Annotated in this window: 16 protein-coding genes; 13 read left to right on the top strand and 3 right to left on the bottom strand. The window is 66.4% G+C overall.

Going from position 1 to position 16,504, the window contains the following annotated elements; genetic code table 11:
• Positions 1–33: 33 nt before the first annotated feature.
• The 8 genes from JOD62_RS00080 (at position 34) to JOD62_RS00045 (ending at position 8,677) form a co-directional block, all read left to right on the top strand.
• Positions 34–792, top strand: coding sequence for a YebC/PmpR family DNA-binding transcriptional regulator (locus JOD62_RS00080; protein ID WP_204937325.1), 759 nt, complete (start codon positions 34–36; stop codon positions 790–792).
• A gap of 93 nt (positions 793–885) precedes the next feature.
• Positions 886–1,458, top strand: coding sequence for a crossover junction endodeoxyribonuclease RuvC (gene ruvC / locus JOD62_RS00075; protein ID WP_204937324.1), 573 nt, complete (start codon positions 886–888; stop codon positions 1,456–1,458).
• Between the two features lie 19 nt (positions 1,459–1,477).
• A complete protein-coding gene (gene ruvA, locus JOD62_RS00070; RefSeq protein ID WP_204937323.1) occupies positions 1,478–2,092 on the top strand; it encodes a Holliday junction branch migration protein RuvA in 615 nt (204 codons plus the stop codon).
• Positions 2,085–3,113 (top strand): Holliday junction branch migration DNA helicase RuvB, encoded by a 1,029-nt coding sequence (ruvB, locus tag JOD62_RS00065; protein WP_204937322.1) that lies wholly within the window; start codon positions 2,085–2,087, stop codon positions 3,111–3,113. The genes ruvA and ruvB overlap by 8 nt, the downstream gene beginning before the upstream one ends.
• A 76-nt stretch (positions 3,114–3,189) precedes the next feature.
• On the top strand, positions 3,190–3,594 hold the full coding sequence (locus tag JOD62_RS00060) for a preprotein translocase subunit YajC (RefSeq protein WP_204937321.1): 405 nt from the start codon (positions 3,190–3,192) through the stop codon (positions 3,592–3,594).
• Positions 3,595–3,631: 37 nt separating this feature from the next.
• Positions 3,632–5,347, top strand: a complete 1,716-nt coding sequence (gene secD / locus JOD62_RS00055) for a protein translocase subunit SecD (RefSeq protein WP_204937320.1) — start codon at positions 3,632–3,634, stop codon at positions 5,345–5,347.
• Positions 5,347–6,336, top strand: coding sequence for a protein translocase subunit SecF (gene secF / locus JOD62_RS00050; RefSeq protein ID WP_204937319.1), 990 nt, complete (start codon positions 5,347–5,349; stop codon positions 6,334–6,336). The genes secD and secF overlap by 1 nt, the downstream gene beginning before the upstream one ends.
• A gap of 94 nt (positions 6,337–6,430) precedes the next feature.
• Positions 6,431–8,677 carry a RelA/SpoT family protein gene (locus JOD62_RS00045; RefSeq protein ID WP_204937318.1) on the top strand — a complete coding sequence of 749 codons (2,247 nt, stop codon included), beginning with the start codon at positions 6,431–6,433 and terminating at the stop codon, positions 8,675–8,677.
• Here JOD62_RS00045 and JOD62_RS00040 read toward each other — a convergent pair.
• From JOD62_RS00040 to JOD62_RS00030, 3 genes are all read right to left on the bottom strand, one after another.
• The gene (locus JOD62_RS00040) at positions 8,664–9,251 is read right to left on the bottom strand and encodes a hypothetical protein (protein WP_204937317.1); all 588 of its coding nucleotides are present in this window, start codon (positions 9,249–9,251) and stop codon (positions 8,664–8,666) included. The two genes, JOD62_RS00045 and JOD62_RS00040, sit on opposite strands and share 14 nt — an antisense overlap.
• An 82-nt stretch (positions 9,252–9,333) precedes the next feature.
• On the bottom strand, positions 9,334–10,683 hold the full coding sequence (locus tag JOD62_RS00035) for a DUF349 domain-containing protein (RefSeq protein WP_271171566.1): 1,350 nt from the start codon (positions 10,681–10,683) through the stop codon (positions 9,334–9,336).
• 94 nt (positions 10,684–10,777) lie between these two features.
• The gene (locus JOD62_RS00030; protein WP_204937316.1) at positions 10,778–11,077 is read right to left on the bottom strand and encodes a hypothetical protein; all 300 of its coding nucleotides are present in this window, start codon (positions 11,075–11,077) and stop codon (positions 10,778–10,780) included.
• A gap of 70 nt (positions 11,078–11,147) precedes the next feature.
• Between JOD62_RS00030 and JOD62_RS00025 the strand changes: the two genes are divergently transcribed.
• The 5 genes from JOD62_RS00025 to ruvX all read left to right on the top strand — a co-directional run.
• Entirely contained in the window at positions 11,148–12,485 is a 1,338-nt protein-coding gene (locus JOD62_RS00025; RefSeq protein ID WP_204937315.1) for a replication-associated recombination protein A, read from the top strand.
• A gap of 198 nt (positions 12,486–12,683) precedes the next feature.
• Positions 12,684–13,313, top strand: coding sequence for a 30S ribosomal protein S4 (gene rpsD / locus JOD62_RS00020; RefSeq protein ID WP_204937314.1), 630 nt, complete (start codon positions 12,684–12,686; stop codon positions 13,311–13,313).
• A 107-nt stretch (positions 13,314–13,420) separates the two neighbouring features.
• Positions 13,421–13,618, top strand: a complete 198-nt coding sequence (locus tag JOD62_RS00015) for a hypothetical protein (protein ID WP_204937313.1) — start codon at positions 13,421–13,423, stop codon at positions 13,616–13,618.
• A 64-nt stretch (positions 13,619–13,682) separates the two neighbouring features.
• Positions 13,683–16,343, top strand: coding sequence for an alanine--tRNA ligase (alaS, locus tag JOD62_RS00010; RefSeq protein ID WP_204937312.1), 2,661 nt, complete (start codon positions 13,683–13,685; stop codon positions 16,341–16,343).
• Positions 16,340–16,504 (top strand): Holliday junction resolvase RuvX (gene ruvX, locus JOD62_RS00005; RefSeq protein ID WP_204939987.1); only part of this gene is annotated, 165 nt, incomplete at its 3' end. The genes alaS and ruvX, both read left to right, overlap by 4 nt.

The following is a 16,504-nucleotide window of genomic DNA, read 5'->3' as shown; positions in this document are numbered from 1 at the left end:
CTGCCTCGGGGCTGATCACACGAGCGGAGACATATGTCCGGGCATTCCAAGTGGGCGACGACCAAGCACAAGAAGGCGATCATCGATTCGCGCCGTGCCAAGTCGTGGGCAAAGCTCATCAAGAACATCGAGGTCGCTGCGAAGCTCGGCGGACCCGATCAGGCAGGCAACCCGACCCTCTTCGATGCGGTCTTCAAGGCGAAGAAGATGTCGGTCCCCAAGGACAACATCGACCGGGCCGTCAAGCGCGGTGCCGGCATCGGTGGCGAGGCCGTGGAGTACGCCTCGATCATGTACGAAGGTTACGGTCCCAACGGCGTCGCTTTGATGATCGAGTGTCTGACCGACAACAAGAACCGCGCCGCAGCCGAGGTGCGCACGGCGCTCAGCCGCAACGGCGGCACGCTCGCCGACCCGGGCTCGGTCGCGTACAACTTCAGCCGCAAGGGTGTCATCGTCGTCGGTGCGGAAGGGACGACAGAAGACGACGTCATGATGGCTGCACTCGAAGCCGGTGCCGAGGAGATCGAGCCGCACGGTGAGGGCTATGCCGTCATCACCGAGGCGACCGACCTCGTCGCTGTGCGTACGGCGCTGCAAGAGGCTGGCATCGACTACGAGTCGGCTGACGTCGAGTTCGTTCCGAACCTCAAGGTCGAGGTCGACGCCGCGACCGCGCGGAAGATCTTCCGTCTGATCGATGCGCTCGAAGACAGCGACGACGTGCAGAACGTCTTCAGCAATTTCGACCTCACCCCCGAGGTGCAGGCCGAGCTCGAGAACGACGAGTAGAACCATCACGACGGTGCGCCCGTCGCCGCGTCGGAAGACGGGCGGCGGGCGCGCCGTCGCGTTCGGGTCCGAAGCGGTGCGTAGCCTGGGGGAGTGACAGCACGAAGCATTCGCGTCCTCGGCATTGACCCCGGCCTCACCCGCTGCGGTGTAGGTGTTGTCGACGTCGACGGGGCCCGTAGAGCGACGCTCGTGCATGTCGGTGTCATCCGCACCCCTGTGGATGCACCGATCGGCGAGCGTCTCGCGGGCGTTGCGGCGGGACTGCGTGCGGTCCTCGGCGAGCATGAGCCGGATGCGGTCGCGGTGGAGCGAGTTTTCGCGCAGCAGAATCTGCAGACCGTGATGGGCACGGCGCAGGCGAGTGGCGTTGCGCTGCTCGTCGCGGCCGAGGCGGGGCTCCCCGCGGCGACCCATACCCCCAGTGAGGTGAAGGCCGCGGTCACGGGCTACGGCAGTGCGGACAAGCGGCAGGTGCAGGCGATGATCGCGCGGATCCTCCGGCTGGATTCTCCGCCCCAACCCGCGGATGCTGCGGATGCGCTGGCCATCGCCATCTGTCATGCCTGGCGTCGCGGCGCCGCATCTGCGGCCGCGGGTGCGCTCACGCCGGCGCAGAAGGCCTGGGCCGACGCCGAGCGTGTCGCTCGAACATATATACGATGATTTCGCATAGGGTGAGAGCATGATCTCCTCCCTTCGTGGCGTCGTGCTTTCCACGGGTGCCGATTCGGTGATCGTCGAAGTAGGAGGCGTGGGCTTCTCGGTCGCGGTTCCCGGAGATGTCGCCCACACGGCGCACGTCGGCGAGACGATTCTGCTGCACACGTCGCTGATCGTCCGCGAAGATGCGCTCTCGCTGTACGGCTTCGCCGACACGGCTGAGCTCGAGGTCTTCGGACACCTGATCGGAGTGACCGGCGTGGGGCCGAAATCCGCGCTCGGCGTGCTCTCGCACCTGTCGGTCGACCAGATCGCGACGGCCGTGGCTGCGGATGACGATGCGCCGTTCCGTCGGGTGTCGGGAATCGGACCGAAGACCGCCAAGCTCATCGTGCTGCAACTCGCGGGCAAGCTGAAGCCGCCTGCTGCCGCCGCGCCAGCGCAGACGGCCACCACGGCGATCACGGAGCAGCTGGTTGCCGCTCTGGTCGGCCTCGGGTGGTCTGAGAAGGTCGCGTCCGAGGCTGCGGAGCAGAGCGCCGCCGACGCGAGTGAAACCGAGCGGCAGTCCGTCGCGCTGCTGCTGCGCCGCACGCTCTCGACCCTCGGCCCTGGTCAGGGAAGTGCCCGTGCCTGAATTTCACGACGCCGGTGAGGTCGCCGATGAGGCGGAGCTGGCGATCGAAGGTGCGCTGCGCCCGCACAGTCTCGACGAGTTCGTCGGCCAGCAGAAGGTGCGTGGTCAGCTGAAGCTGCTTCTGGATGCAGCGCGCATCCAGGGGCGTCCGGCCGATCACATCCTGCTGTCGGGCCCACCCGGGCTCGGCAAGACGACACTCGCGATGATCGTGGCGCACGAGAGCGAACGTCCGCTGCGCCTCTCCAGCGGTCCGGCGATTCAGCACGCCGGTGATCTGGCGGCGCTGCTGTCGAGCCTCACGCCCGGCGAGGTTCTCTTCATCGACGAGATCCACCGTATGGCGCGCTCCGCAGAAGAGATGCTCTACCTCGCGATGGAAGACTTCCGCATCGACATCATGGTGGGCAAGGGCGCCGGTGCGACCAGCATCCCCCTGGAGCTGGCGCCTTTCACGCTCGTCGGGGCGACCACCCGCTCGGGTCTGCTGCCCAACCCGCTGCGTGATCGGTTCGGATTCACGGCGCACCTCGAGTACTACGAGTCCGAAGAGCTGGAGCGCGTGGTCGCCCGCTCGGCACTCGTGCTGGGCGTGCAGGTCCCGTCGATCGCACGTGATGAGATCGCCCGCCGCTCGCGCGGGACACCCCGCATCGCGAACCGCCTCCTGCGGCGGGTGCGGGACTACGCGCTCGTTCATGGCGAAGGATCCGCGGCATCCGCCGGGGATGTGCACGCTGCGCTCGACCTGTATGACGTCGACCGTATCGGCCTCGATCGTCTGGACCGTGCCGTCCTGGAGGCGCTGGTGCGCAAGTTCCGCGGCGGGCCCGTGGGGCTCTCCACGCTTGCAGTGGCGGTCGGCGAAGAGCCCGAGACCGTCGAGAGTGTCGTCGAGCCCTACCTCGTGCGGATCGGCTTCATGGGACGCACTCCGCGTGGCCGCATCGCCATGCCCGAGGCATACCAGCATCTCGGTCTTCCACAGGCGACGGGTTCGCCATTGTTCGATGACCTATAATCGCTAAAGATTTCCCCCATCACATGCGGTTGCCATCGACGGTGCGCGCGTGTTCCCTGAAAGGCACCTTCTCCACATGGATTTCGCGACGTTCTTCGCTCAGTACGGCCTCTTCCTCATCCTGGCGGTGCTCCTGGTCTTCATGATCCTGAACACCCGCAAGCGCACGGCCAAGATGAAGCAGGAGCAGGAGCAGAAGCAGCGTGACACCGTTCCCGGCGCGCGCGTGCTGCTGCAGGGCGGGCTCTACGGCACGATCGTCGAGTTCGACAGCGAAGACCTCGATAAGCCGGCGCGTGTCGAGATCGCGCCCGGAACGGTCATCGACGTGCACTCGCAGGCGATCCTGCGCATTGTCGACACCTCTGCTGTCGCTGACGAGCCCGCGCCGCTGGATGACCAGCCTGTCGTGGACGAGCCCCGCGTCGAGTCCGCAGAAGAGACTCGGGCACGTCTCGAGCGCGACGACGACCAGAAGTAACGCGCACTTTCCTTCGCTGACAGAAAGCTGATCTTTCGTGGCTTCATCTTCTCCGACTCGTCACGCCTGGCGGGTCCTTCTCAGCCTGCTCGTCGTGACGGGTGTGCTGTTCGGCATCAACGCCCTCGGCGTCTACGTTTTCGGCAAGAGCTCATGGACTCCCGAACTGGCGCTCGACCTGCAGGGCGGCACCCAGATCATTCTGGCCGCAAACACGGAGGACGGCGCTGACCCGTCGCAGGAGCAGATGGAGCAGGCCGCGGCGATCATCCGTCAGCGTGTCGACGCCTCCGGTGTCGGTGAAGCTGACATCACCACCGAGGGCGGACGCAACATCGTCGTCCAGATCCCCGGCAAGGCCGACGAGGAGACGCGCAACCGCATCGAGGCCAGCGCGAAGCTCGAGCTTCGTGCCGTGATCGCGACGACCCAGGCTGCGACGTCGTTCGTCGGCGAAGACGGCAATGAGACTCCGTTCCCGAGCCCGGATCCGACGCTGCAGTCCACGCCGTCGCCCGAGCCGACCGACGGCAGCGACATCGCATGGGCGACGCCCAAGCTTCAGGCAGAGTTTCTCGCCTTCGACTGCGCGAACCCGCAGAAGAACCCCGCGGAGGCTCCGGCCGGTGAGCCGCTGATCGCCTGTGACCCCACCAACAGTGCGAAGTACCTGCTCGGCCCGGTCGAGCTCGACGGCGGCTCGATCACCGACGCGACGAGCGGTCGCGAGCAGACGAGCGGCCGCTGGGTCGTGAACATCACGTTCGATCAGCACGGCACCGAGGTCTTCGGCGGTGTGAGCCAGCGCCTCTTCGGACTCGAGTCCCCGCGTGACCAGTTCGCCTTCGTCCTCGACGGCTCCGTCATCTCGGCACCGCAGATGCAGGGTGTGATCCTCAACGGCAAGCCCAGCATCAGCGGCACCTTCGATCAGGAGACGTCGAAGACGCTGGCAGACCAGCTCAAGTACGGTGCCCTGCCGCTCAGCTTCGAGGTCGTCAGCTCTGACACGATCTCTGCGACGCTCGGCTCCCAGCAGCTGCAGATCGGTCTGCTGACGGGACTCATCGGTCTCGCGCTCGTCGCGATCTACTCGCTGTTCAGCTATCGGGCGCTCGGCTTCGTGATCATCGCCTCCATCGGTGTGATGGCGGTGCTGACCTACATCATCATCTGCATCCTCGCGTGGCGCATGGGCTTCCGGCTCTCGCTCGCCGGCGTTGCCGGTCTCATCGTCTCGATCGGATTCACGGCCGACTCGTTCATCGTGTACTTCGAGCGAATAAGAGATGAACTGCGTGATGGCAAGTCCATCACCGGCGCTGTCGAAGACGGATGGGCACGTGCCAAGCGCACGATCTACATCTCGAAGTCGATCAACGTGCTCGCCGCCGTCGTGCTGTACATCCTCGCGGACGCGACGGTGAAGGGCTTCGCCTTCACCCTGGGTCTCACGACACTGATCGACGTGTTCATCTTCGTCATCTTCACGCACCCGGTCATGCAGCTGCTTGCTCGCACCCGCTTCTTCGGCCAGGGACACCCGCTCTCGGGCATGGACCCGGCCGCCCTGGGGGCCGTCTACACGGAGCGCACCAAGTTCCGCGTCGTCGAGCCCGGATCGATGGGCAAGGCCGCGCGAACGGCACGGTCACGGAATGAGGCCGAGCGGCGTCAGACCATCGCGGAACGCAAACGAGCGATCGCCACGAGCGACAGCGCCGGCAGCAACGGAAACGAGGGGAACGCCTGATGCGCTCCATGAACGAGTTCGGAAACGACCTCTACACCGGCAAGACGTCGTTCCCCTTCGTCGCTCGCCGTCGCCTGTGGTTCATCATCGCGATCGTGCTCGTCGTCGGCGCAGCGCTGGTGCCGCTGTTCCGGCCGATCCAGCTGTCGATCGAGTTCACCGGCGGCTCGCAGTTCACCGTGGAAGCTCCGGCATCGACCGATCAGGCTCTGGCAACGGAGGCTGTGCGCTCTGTCGTCCCGGGTGCAACCACCAAGGTGACGACCGTCGGCGGCCGCGACATCCGCGTGCAGGCCGATCAGATGACCGACGCGGACACGCGTGCGGTGGCTACGGCCCTGGCCGATGCCTACGAGGTCGAGCCCGAGGCCGTGACTACCTCGTTCATCGGCCCGAGCTGGGGTGAGAACGTCACGCGTCAGTCGCTGTGGGGCCTCGCGATCTTCCTCGCGCTCACATTCCTGATCCTGGCCATCTACTTCCGCACGTGGAAGATGTCGGCGGCCGCGATCATCGGTCTGCTCGATGTGCTCATCATCACGGTGGGCATCTACTCGCTCGCCGGCTTCGAGATCTCCCCGGCGGCGGTCATCGGCTTCCTGACGATCCTGGCGTACTCCCTGTATGACACCACGGTCGTGTTCGACAAGATCCGAGAGAACACGACAGAGGACGGTGAACGCAGTGGCCGTCTCTTCGGAGACTCGGTCAACCTCGCGGTGAACCAGACGCTGGTGCGTTCGATCAACACCTCGATCGTGGCGGCCCTCCCGGTCGGTGCCATTCTGTTCATCGGTGCGATCTGGCTGGGCGCCGAGACGCTGACGGACATCTCGCTGTCGATCTTCGTCGGAATCATCGTGGCGACGTACTCGACGTTGTTCGTCGCGGCCCCGCTGTACTCCCTCTTCCGCGAGAAGGAGCCGGAGATCATGGAGCGCGACGCCCGGGTTCGTGCCGCGCGTGAGCGCGCCGCCGTCGGCGAGTAATCAGAGAGCAGGAGACGACGTCAGGCGTGAGTGGTTCGGAACGTTGCGCACTCTCATCCGCGCGTAGGATGGGAACTCTCGGGGAGGTGGAACGATGACCGAAGCGGGAGCAGCTCAGGGCTCTAGCCTGCGTCGTCTCGTGCCGCGCATCTTCTCGCGCGCGCCCCGGATCAACGACCTCGACAACCTCATCCGCACCGCCCGTACCAACCACCCCCGTGGTGATCTTGCGATCATCGAACAGGCGTACAAGGTCGCGTCGGAGAAGCACGCGGGGCAGAAGCGTCAGAGCGGTGAGCCGTACATCACTCATCCGCTCGCCGTCGCGCAGATCCTTGCGGAGATGGGCCTCGGGCCTCGGGCGATCGCCGCCGCTCTGCTGCACGACACCGTCGAAGACACGGGATATCCGCTCACTGACCTCGCGGCGACCTTCGGCGACGAAGTGGCGATGCTCGTCGACGGCGTCACCAAGCTCGACAAGGTCAAGTACGGCGAGAGCGCGCAGGCTGAGACGGTCCGCAAGATGATCGTCGCGATGTCCAAAGACATCCGCGTGCTCCTGATCAAGCTCGCCGACCGCCTCCACAACGCCCGCACCTGGGGCTTCGTGCCGCCGGAGAAGGCGGCGAAGAAGGCCACCGAGACTCTTGAGATCTATGCTCCGCTGGCGCACCGCCTTGGTATCCAGGCCATCAAGTCCGAACTCGAAGATCTCTCTTTTGCTGTTCTGCACCCGAAGATCTACGCCGAGATCGACAGCCTGATCCGCCAGCGCACTCCGCAGCGTGAGAAGTACATCCAGGAAGTCGTCGCCGCCGTCGAATCCGACCTTCGAGACCTTCGCGTCCGCGGCAAGGTCGGCGGTCGACCCAAGCAGATGTACTCGGTCTACCAGAAGATGGTCATCCGAGGACGCGAGTTCGACGACATCTACGACCTGGTCGGCATCCGGGTGCTCGTCGGGACAGTCCGCGACTGCTATGCCGTGCTCGGCGCGATCCACGCACGATGGACACCCCTGCCGGGTCGCTTCAAGGACTACATCGCAACGCCCAAGTTCAACCTCTACCAGTCGCTGCACACCACCGTCATCGGGCCGGGTGGGCGCACGGTCGAGATTCAGATCCGCACCCACGAGATGCACCAGCAGGCCGAGTTCGGTGTCGCTGCTCACTGGATGTACAAGGAGCGGATGGCGGGCGACCCGAAGGGTTCCCAGCGCGTCAGCGACACCGATATGGCGTGGCTCGCGCACATCTCGGACTGGCAGGCAGAGACGGCCGACCCGGGGGAGTTCCTCGACTCCCTGCGCTTCGAGATCGGCGCGAAGGAGGTCTACGTCTTCACGCCGAAGGGTCGTGTCATCGGTCTCCCCTCGGGGGCGACGACGGTCGACTTCGCCTACGCCGTGCACACCGAGATCGGTCACCGCACGATGGGCGCCAAGGTCAACGGTCGCCTGGTGCCGCTTGAGACGACGCTCAAGAGCGGCGATGTCGTCGAGGTCTTCACCTCGAAGAATCCCGATGCCGGCCCCAGCCAGGACTGGCTGAGCTTCGTCAAGAGCACCCGTGCGCGCAACAAGATCCGTGGCTGGTTCACGAAGGAGCGCCGCGAAGAGGCCATCGAGCAGGGCAAGGAAGCGATCGCCCGCGCGATGCGTCGACAGAACCTGCCGCTGCAGCGCCTGATGAGCCAGGACTCCTTCACGGAAGTGGCGCACCAGATGCGCTACGAAGACGTCTCGGCGCTCTACGCCGCTGTCGGGGAAGGACACGTCTCGACGCAGTCGGTTCTCGAGAAGGTCACGGCCCTCGTTGCCGACAACGACACGAACACCGGGGCGATCGATATCCCGATCGGCCGCGCGCGTGCCCCTCGCGAGGGCGACAGCGGCGTGCTCGTCCGCGGCGCGGCAGACATCCTGGTGAAGCTCGCCAAGTGCTGCACCCCCGTGCCCGGCGATGAGATCGTCGGTTTCGTGACCCGCGGCAGCGGCGTCTCGGTGCACCGGACGGACTGCCCGAATGTGAAGGCGCTGGGCGCCGACGCAGAGCGGCTCGTGGAGGTCTCGTGGGCCCCCACGACGCGCAGTGTGTTCCTGGTGCAGATCCAGGTCGAGGCGCTCGACCGTGCCGGTCTACTCTCCGACGTCACGCGTGTCCTCAGCGAGCATCACGTCAACATCCTCTCGGCCACCGTGTCGACGACGAACGATCGCCTCGCCTTGAGTCGCTTCGTGTTCGAGATGGGTGACACCGTGCATCTGGATCGCGTGCTCAACGCGGTGCGCCGCATCGACGCCGTGTACGACGTGTACCGCGTCACGTCCTCCTGAGCGGAGAGACGGAAGGTCTCGCCCGCTCCTCGCTGAATTGGGCGAGGAGATCCATCGCCATGCGGTAGCCAGGCTGTCCCTTCAAGCGCGGAAGGCGCGCCAGGGCGTCGTCGAGAGAATCCGGACGAAGACGTGCGAGTCTGCGAGCCCAGATCACGCACACTGTATCCCGCCGCGCCCACCGGGCAAGGTCCCAGAGGGTTCGCCCGGGAGTCGAGACGAGGACATCTCCGATGAGCAACTGGTCGCCCTCCGGCAGCAGAGTGTCATGCAGCGTCGCGCGCGGCGTCGGGGTGAGGCGGCCCCGGCGGGGGATTGCGCGCTGAAGGTGATGATGGTTCGGCGGTTGATCGCCCGCGCCGAGAATCCACGCGGCACTCGGCCCCACGAACGCCAGGCCGGTGTGTCCGTGTCGGTGCATGCTGATGCCGTGCGCACGCGTGACGGCGCTTTCGACGAGGTCGGTGGGCGTGTACGCGTCGCCGAGCTCGACCACGTCGCCGTCGAGACGGGCGGCGCTCAGCTCCGCCTGCGAGAGACGTTCGCCGGGGATGAGGAGGAAGGCGGGATGCACCCGACCAGTCTGCGGGAACAGCACAGGGGAGGCACGTGTGCGTGCCTCCCCTGTGGAAAGAGTCTGCCGAAACGGCGGGTGATTAGCCCTCGAGTGCCGAGAGCCAGGCGCGACGGGCTTCAAGTGCCTCTGTCGCCTCCTTGAGCGCCTTCGCGTTGCCGGACTTCTCGGCGGCGTCCCGCTCAGCCTCGAGCTTGGCGATCGCATCGATGAGCTGGCTGCTCATCGCGCCGGCACGCGCCTTCGTCTCGGGGTTGTTGCGCTTCCAGTCGACATCTTCACGTGCCTTCAGAGCCTGCTCGATCACGCGGAGCTTGTCATCCAGCGCGCGCTCCTTGTCGCGCGGGAAGATGCGCCCGACCTCATCCCACTGGCGCTGGATGCGCGTGAGCAGGGCACGGGCCTTGGCGATGTTCGGCTCATCCGCCACGGCCTTGGCCTCCTCGAGGAGCGCCGTGCGCTCTTCGATACGGGGTGCGGACTCGGCCTCTTCCGCGGCGGACTGCTCTGCGCGCGCGGCGTAGAGAGCGTCGCCAGCGGCCTTGAACTTGGCCCACAGGGCGTCGTCGGCCTTACGGCCGGCACGCCCCGCAGCCTTCCACTCATCGAGCAGCGTGCGGTACGCCGGGATTCCGTCGAGACCGCGCGGTGCCAGAGCTTCGGCGCGCTCGACCAGGCGTGCCTTGCGGTCGCGGGCGGCCTTGTGGTTCTCGTCGAGCTCGGCGTAGAAGGCGCGGCGGTGACGATCGACGGTCGAGCGCGCATCGCGGAAACGCTTCCAGAGCTGCTGAGCCACGCCCTTCGGCAGGTGCGGGCCGGACTGCTGGTGCGCCTGCCAGGCCTCGAAGAGCTCTGTCATCTCGACCGTGACCTTTTTCCACTGCACAGACGAGAGGTCCTGTGCGGCGATCGCCTCGGCGCGTTCGACGAGGGACGTCCGGTGCGCGATGGCCTCGTCGAGCGCGGCCTTCGCCTGCTGCGACTCGAGGCGAGTGGCTTCAGCCAGCGAGGTGACGAGCGTGTCAAGGCGTTCGCGCAGTTCTGCGAGGTTGCCGACGGCGGCAGCATCGGTCACCTCGGTGAGGAGGTGACGCGCCTGCTTCGTCAGATCGGATGCCGATGCACCGCCGGCCTGGTGCCGCTGTTCGAGCGTGTGGACCTTGAAGGCGATGTCATCGAACTTGCGCACGAAGTAGGCGAGAGCCTCGGCGGGCGTTCCGTCGGGGTACTGCCCGACGATGCGCCAGTCTTCGCCCTCGCGGACCGAGACGGTGCCTTCGTCGTCAACGCGGCCCCATTCGGCCGAGTCGGCGGACGCGACCGGCGACGCGGGTGCGGCGGCCGGGGCGGTGGGCGCCGGGGGAGTAGGACGTGGCATGCGCGGGGGCGCGGGGACCGGGGTGGGCGTATTCGTGGGCTCGTTGGCAGACACGGTGAACTCCTTGCGCGACTGTGCCGCGGGAGGCGGAAAGGACAGTCTTCAGCCTAGTACGCCGCTCGGAGAATGGTGGGCCGCCTTGTCGCACCTAGGGCGCAGGCGTCGGCGTGGGGGTCTCGACGGCGGGTGCTTCCGGCGTCGGCTCGACCGTCGAGGTCGGCGACGGACTCGGCGCAGGTGCTGGTGGTGTCACCTGTGCGTGCACGGCCTGACTCACGAAAGCGCCCGCGACGATCAGCCCGCCCACGATGCCCACGATGATGTTGTCGCGCACGCGACGACGGATGCGCGAGGCGTGCCACTCCGTGCGCGCGGCGTGCAGTCGGGCGCGTTCCTGAGCTTCGCGAACGCTGCGGTCGCGGGCTTTCGAAGGGCGTCGTGCAGACATGTCATCTCCTGAGGGACGGGGCAGGTGTGAGCCTACCGCGAGCGATGTCGGCCGGGCGCATTAGCCTGGGATGGTGACCTCTCCCGCGCCCCTGCTCTCGGCTCAGACGCCGTTGGCCGTGCGCATGCGACCGACATCCCTGGCAGAAGTGGCGGGCCAGCAGCATCTGCTTCGCCCCGGTTCGCCGATCGTGACGCTTGCCGATCCCGCGGCGGCGGCACCCGGCACGGTGTCGATGATCCTCTGGGGTCCGCCGGGAACCGGCAAGACGACGCTCGCGCAGGCGATCGCGCGGTCATCAGGACGACGCTTCGTCGAGCTCTCCGCGATCACGGCGGGCGTGAAGGACGTTCGTGAGGTCATGCAGCAGGCGCTGAACCAGCGCGATCTGTACGGCCAGAGCACGATCCTGTTCCTCGACGAGATCCATCGCTTCACGAAGGCGCAGCAGGATGCGCTTCTGCCCGGTGTCGAGAACGGCTGGGTGATCCTGATCGCGGCGACCACCGAGAATCCTTCGTTCTCGGTCATCTCTCCGCTCCTCTCGCGGTCGCTGCTGCTCACCCTGCAGCCGCTGACCGACGACGACATCGGTGTGCTGATCGATCGAGCGGTGGCGGATGCGCGCGGTTTGAACGATCAGATCGAGGTCGATGACTCCGCCCGTGCTGCGCTGATCCGCCTTGCATCCGGTGACGGTCGGCGTGCCCTGACAGGGCTGGAAGCGGCGGCATCGGTGGCGGCGTCGCCTGAGCGTCTCGTGGACGGGGAGAAGCCGCGCATCACGGACGATGACGTCGCGCAGGCCGTCGACCGTGCCCTGCTGCGCTACGACCGGCAGGGGGATGAGCACTACGACGTGGTGAGCGCGTTCATCAAGTCGATCCGCGGCTCCGATGTCGACGCCGCCCTGCACTATCTCGCTCGGATGATCGAGGCAGGCGAAGACCCGCGGTTCATCGCGCGGCGGCTCGTGATCTCGGCCGCCGAGGATGTGGGCCTCGCCGATCCGCAGGCGCTGGGGATCGCGGTCGCCGCGGCCGACGCCGTGGCCTTCATCGGGATGCCGGAAGGGCGTATCCCGCTTGCCGAGGCGACGATCTACCTGGCGACGACCGCCAAATCGAACGCCGCCTACGTCGGCATCGACGCCGCTATCGCCGACATTCGCGCCGGCGGCTTCGGCCGAGTGCCTGTGCATCTGCGCGATGCGCACTATCCGGGAGCGAAGCGTCTCGGGCACGGCAAGGGCTACCGCTACCCGCACGACGCGGACGCCGGGATCGTTGCCCAGCAGTACCTGCCTGACGAACTGCGCGGACGCACCTACTATGCGCCGAAGCAGCTCGGCGCAGAGCGCGACGTGCATGCGCGGCTGGAGCGGATCCGCCGTATCCTGGGCTCCTGAATCCACGTCGCACACCGCACGCCTGCGGGGCGCGAGCGGCCTGGTAGGATTGATGCGGCTCGAAACCGTGTTTTCGGGCATCCCTCTTTTCCTGAACCACTTCTCGACGTGCCCCGGCGTGCGCATCGAGCAGGCGGAATCGAGGCGATACGTCCGCGAGCCGTGAAAGACACGGCCGCGTAATCGGAAGGAAGCTTCGTGGTTACGAAGTCCCAGGACCGCCGCAAGGTCCGCCTGTCCCGTGCCCTCGGCATCCCGCTGACGCCCAAGGCAGCCCGCTACCTCGAGAAGCGTCCCTACGCTCCGGGTGAGCACGGCCGCACCAAGCGCAAGGCAGACAGCGACTACGCTGTCCGTCTGCGTGAGAAGCAGCGTCTGCGCGAGCAGTACGGCATCCGCGAGAAGCAGCTGCGCATCGCGTTCAACGAGGCTCGTCGCAAGGACGGCCTGACCGGTGAGAACCTGGTCGAGCTCCTTGAGATGCGTCTGGACGCGCTTGTGCTGCGTGCCGGCTTCGCCCGCACCACCGCACAGGCTCGCCAGCTCGTCGTGCACCGTCACATCCTTGTTGACGGCCAGCTCGTCGACCGCCCGTCCTTCCGCGTGAAGCCGGGTCAGCTCATTCACGTGAAGCCGAAGAGCGAAGGCACCGAGCCGTTCCAGGTTGCCGCCGCTGGTGGACACGCTGAGGTTCTGCCGCCCGTTCCCGGCTACCTCGAGGTCGAGCTCGACAAGCTCCAGGCGCGTCTCGTGCGTCGCCCGAAGCGTGCCGAGGTTCCCGTGACCTGTGAAGTGCAGCTCGTCGTCGAGTACTACGCAGCGCGCTAAGCACTCGTATTCTCAGCAGAAGGCGTCGGGGCGACCCGACGCCTTCTGTCGTTTCCGCATACGATGGATGACACCGTGAGAATGCGGTTCCTAGGCAAGGTGGCGATATGAAGAACGTGGTGTGGTTCCTGATCGGCGTGATCGGTGGCTTCGTGGCTGCGCACTTCATGAACAAGGATCCGCGCGGTCACGACCTCCTGGCCGAGGTCGATTCCCGGATCACGGAATTCACGGGCATCCTCGGAGATGCCTACCGTCAGCAAGAGGCGCGGCTCACCCAGCCCCTCGACGACGATCGCAACTGACTTTCATCCGCTTCCCGCACCCCGCGGGGTGCATCGTTCTGACAGAAGGACACGTTTTACTCCCATGAAGACCGCGGAGATCGCTCAGCGCTACCTCAACTACTTCGAGCAGAACGATCACACGATCGTTCCCTCGGCGTCGCTGGTGAGCGATGACCCGACCGTCATGTTCACGATCGCGGGCATGGTCCCGTTCGTCCCGTACCTGACGGGTGTCGTACCGGCGCCGTTCCCGCGGGCCGCCGACGTGCAGAAGTGCATCCGCACCAATGACATCGAAGAGGTCGGCAAGACGGCGCGTCACGGCACGTTCTTCCAGATGCTCGGCAACTGGTCGTTCGGTGACTACTTCAAAGAAGGCGCCATCACCTACGCCTGGGACCTGCTGACGAAGTCCGAGGCCGACGGCGGTCTCGGATTCGCCGAGCGTGACATCTGGGTCACGGTCTACGAGACGGACGACGAGGCTGCCGCGCTGTGGCAGAAGATCGCCGGTCTCCCTGCGGAGCGCATCCAGCGCATGGGCAAAGAAGACAACTACTGGCACACGGGTCAGCCGGGCCCGGGCGGACCCTGCTCCGAGATCTACATCGACCGTGGTCCTGCCTATGGCAAGGACGGCGGTCCGATCGTCGACGACAACCGCTTCACCGAGATCTGGAACCTCGTCTTCATGCAGGATCTGCTGAGTGACGTGCGCTCGAAGGTGGACTTCGACATCGCGGGCTTCCTGCCGAACAAGAACATCGACACGGGTATGGGCCTCGAGCGCGTCGCGATGTTCAAGCAGGGCGTCGAGAACATGTACGAGACCGACCAGGTGCGTCCTGTGCTCGACCGCGCCGAGCAGATCTCGGGCCGCACCTATGGTGCTTCACATGAAGACGATGTGCGCTTCCGCGTCATCGCCGACCACGTGCGCTCCTCGCTCATGCTGCTGTCCGACGGCGTTCGCCCCTCCAACGAGGGTCGCGGGTACATCCTGCGACGACTGATGCGCCGTACCGTGCGCTCCATGCGCCTGCTGGGCGTGGACGCTCCGACCTTCCCCGAGCTGTTCAGCGCATCCCGCGACGCCATGAAGTCGGCGTACCCCGTGATCGAGCAGGACTGGGATCAGATCTCGACCGCGGCTAACGCTGAAGAGGCCACGTTCCTTCGGACACTGGCGCAGGGCTCGACGATTCTCGACCTCGCGGTCGAGGACACCAAGAAGCAGGGATCGACGGCTCTCGCCGGCTCTGAGGCGTTCCTGCTGCACGACACCTACGGGTTCCCGATCGACCTCACGCTCGAGATTGCCGAGGAAGCCGGCCTCAGCGTCGACCGCGACGCCTTCGACTCGCTCATGCAGGAGCAGCGTTCGCGCGCCAAGGCAGACGCCAAGAGCCGCAAGCGCCAGCTGGCGGACGTCTCGGTCTACGGTGACCTGCGCGCACTCGGCGAGACGGAGTTCCTCGGGTACAACGACCTTGAGACTGAGTCCCGCGTGCTGGGGCTGCTCGTCGACGGCCAGGCCGCGACGAGCGCGAGCGAAGGTCAGGTCGTCGAGATCGTTCTCGCCGAAACGACGCTGTATGCGGAGTCCGGTGGTCAGGTGGCTGACAAGGGCACGATCGTCGGACCCGGTTTCGTGCTCGATGTGCTGGACGTGCAGCGACCGGTTCCGGGGCTCATCAGCCACACGGTGGAGGTCCGTCAGGGACGCGTCGCCGTCGGCGATACGGCCACGACCGTCGTGGATGCCGCGAACCGCCGTGCCGCGCGTCAGGCGCACTCGGCGACCCACCTCGTGCACGCGGCCCTTCGCGACACGCTCGGTAAGACGGCGACGCAATCCGGCTCGCTGAACCGCGCAGGATACCTGCGCTTCGACTTCTCCTGGGGTCAGGCGCTGTCCGCCGAGACCCGCACCGAGATCGAGGAGATCGCGAACCGCGCCGTTCAGGAGTCGCTCGAGGTCACGACGCGCGTCATGTCGCTCGATGAGGCGAAGGAAGCCGGTGCGATGGCACTGTTCGGCGAGAAGTACGGCTCCGTCGTGCGCATGGTCGACATCGGCGGCCCCTGGTCGCGTGAGCTGTGTGCGGGAACGCACGTCAGCACGAGCGCGGAGATCGGTCTCATCAACCTCGTCGGCGAAGCATCCGTCGGCGCATCCAACCGACGTATCGAAGCCCTTGTCGGTCAGGACGCCTTCCGTGAACTGGCTGCCGAGCGTGCGATCGTGTCGCAGCTGACCTCGTCGCTGAAGACGCCGCGTGAGCAGCTTCCTGACCGCATCGCCGAGCTCGCCGCGCAGCTCAAAGCCGCAGAGAAGCGCATCGCCCAGTTCGAAGCGAAGGAACGCGCCGGACAGGTTCCGGCTCTCGCGGAGACCGCCACGCGTGTCGGCTCCCACCAGTTCGTGGGGCAGTCGGTCGGTGAGGTCGGGTCGGCGGATGACGTGCGCGAGCTGGCTCTTGCCGTGCGTGAGCGTCTGGGATCGGATGCTGCTGTCGTGGCTGTCGCAGGTGTCGCGGCCGGGCGGCCGATGGTCGTCATCGCGACGAATGATGCGGCACGGGCGGCCGGTGCCAAGGCGGGCGCCCTCGCGAAGATCGCCGCGGGTGTTCTCGGCGGCGGCGGTGGCGGACGAGACGATGTCGCACAGGGCGGCGGGGCGGATGCCTCGGCTCTGCCGGCCGCGTTCTCGGCCATCGAAGCGGAGCTGCGTCGCGCGTGAGTGACTTCCGGCGCGGAGTGCGTCTCGGCATCGACGTCGGGAAGGCACGCGTCGGCGTCGCACGGTGCGATCCCGATGGGATGCTCGCGGTGCCTGTCGAGACGGTGCCACGGGATGAGCAGTCCATCGCGCGCCTGGTGACGCTGGCTGATGAGTATGAG

This window comes from Microbacterium keratanolyticum, assembly GCF_016907255.1.
Classification (GTDB): domain Bacteria; phylum Actinomycetota; class Actinomycetes; order Actinomycetales; family Microbacteriaceae; genus Microbacterium; species Microbacterium keratanolyticum.
The sequence above is the reverse complement of the archived record's forward strand: the minus strand, read 5'-3'. Positions and strand labels throughout refer to the sequence as shown.

Excerpts from the sequence above, each read along its gene's own strand:
- JOD62_RS00015 (WP_204937313.1), top strand. The coding sequence starts at position 13,421 with ATGAAGAACGTGGTGTGGTTCCTGATCGGCGTGATCGGTGGCTTCGTG.
- JOD62_RS00030 (WP_204937316.1), bottom strand. The coding sequence starts at position 11,077 with ATGTCTGCACGACGCCCTTCGAAAGCCCGCGACCGCAGCGTTCGCGAA.
- JOD62_RS00025 (WP_204937315.1), top strand. The coding sequence starts at position 11,148 with ATGGTGACCTCTCCCGCGCCCCTGCTCTCGGCTCAGACGCCGTTGGCC.
- JOD62_RS00060 (WP_204937321.1), top strand. The coding sequence starts at position 3,190 with ATGGATTTCGCGACGTTCTTCGCTCAGTACGGCCTCTTCCTCATCCTG.
- JOD62_RS00045 (WP_204937318.1), top strand. The coding sequence starts at position 6,431 with ATGACCGAAGCGGGAGCAGCTCAGGGCTCTAGCCTGCGTCGTCTCGTG.
- alaS (WP_204937312.1), top strand. The coding sequence starts at position 13,683 with ATGAAGACCGCGGAGATCGCTCAGCGCTACCTCAACTACTTCGAGCAG.
- ruvA (WP_204937323.1), top strand. The coding sequence starts at position 1,478 with ATGATCTCCTCCCTTCGTGGCGTCGTGCTTTCCACGGGTGCCGATTCG.
- JOD62_RS00080 (WP_204937325.1), top strand. The coding sequence starts at position 34 with ATGTCCGGGCATTCCAAGTGGGCGACGACCAAGCACAAGAAGGCGATC.
- secF (WP_204937319.1), top strand. The coding sequence starts at position 5,347 with ATGCGCTCCATGAACGAGTTCGGAAACGACCTCTACACCGGCAAGACG.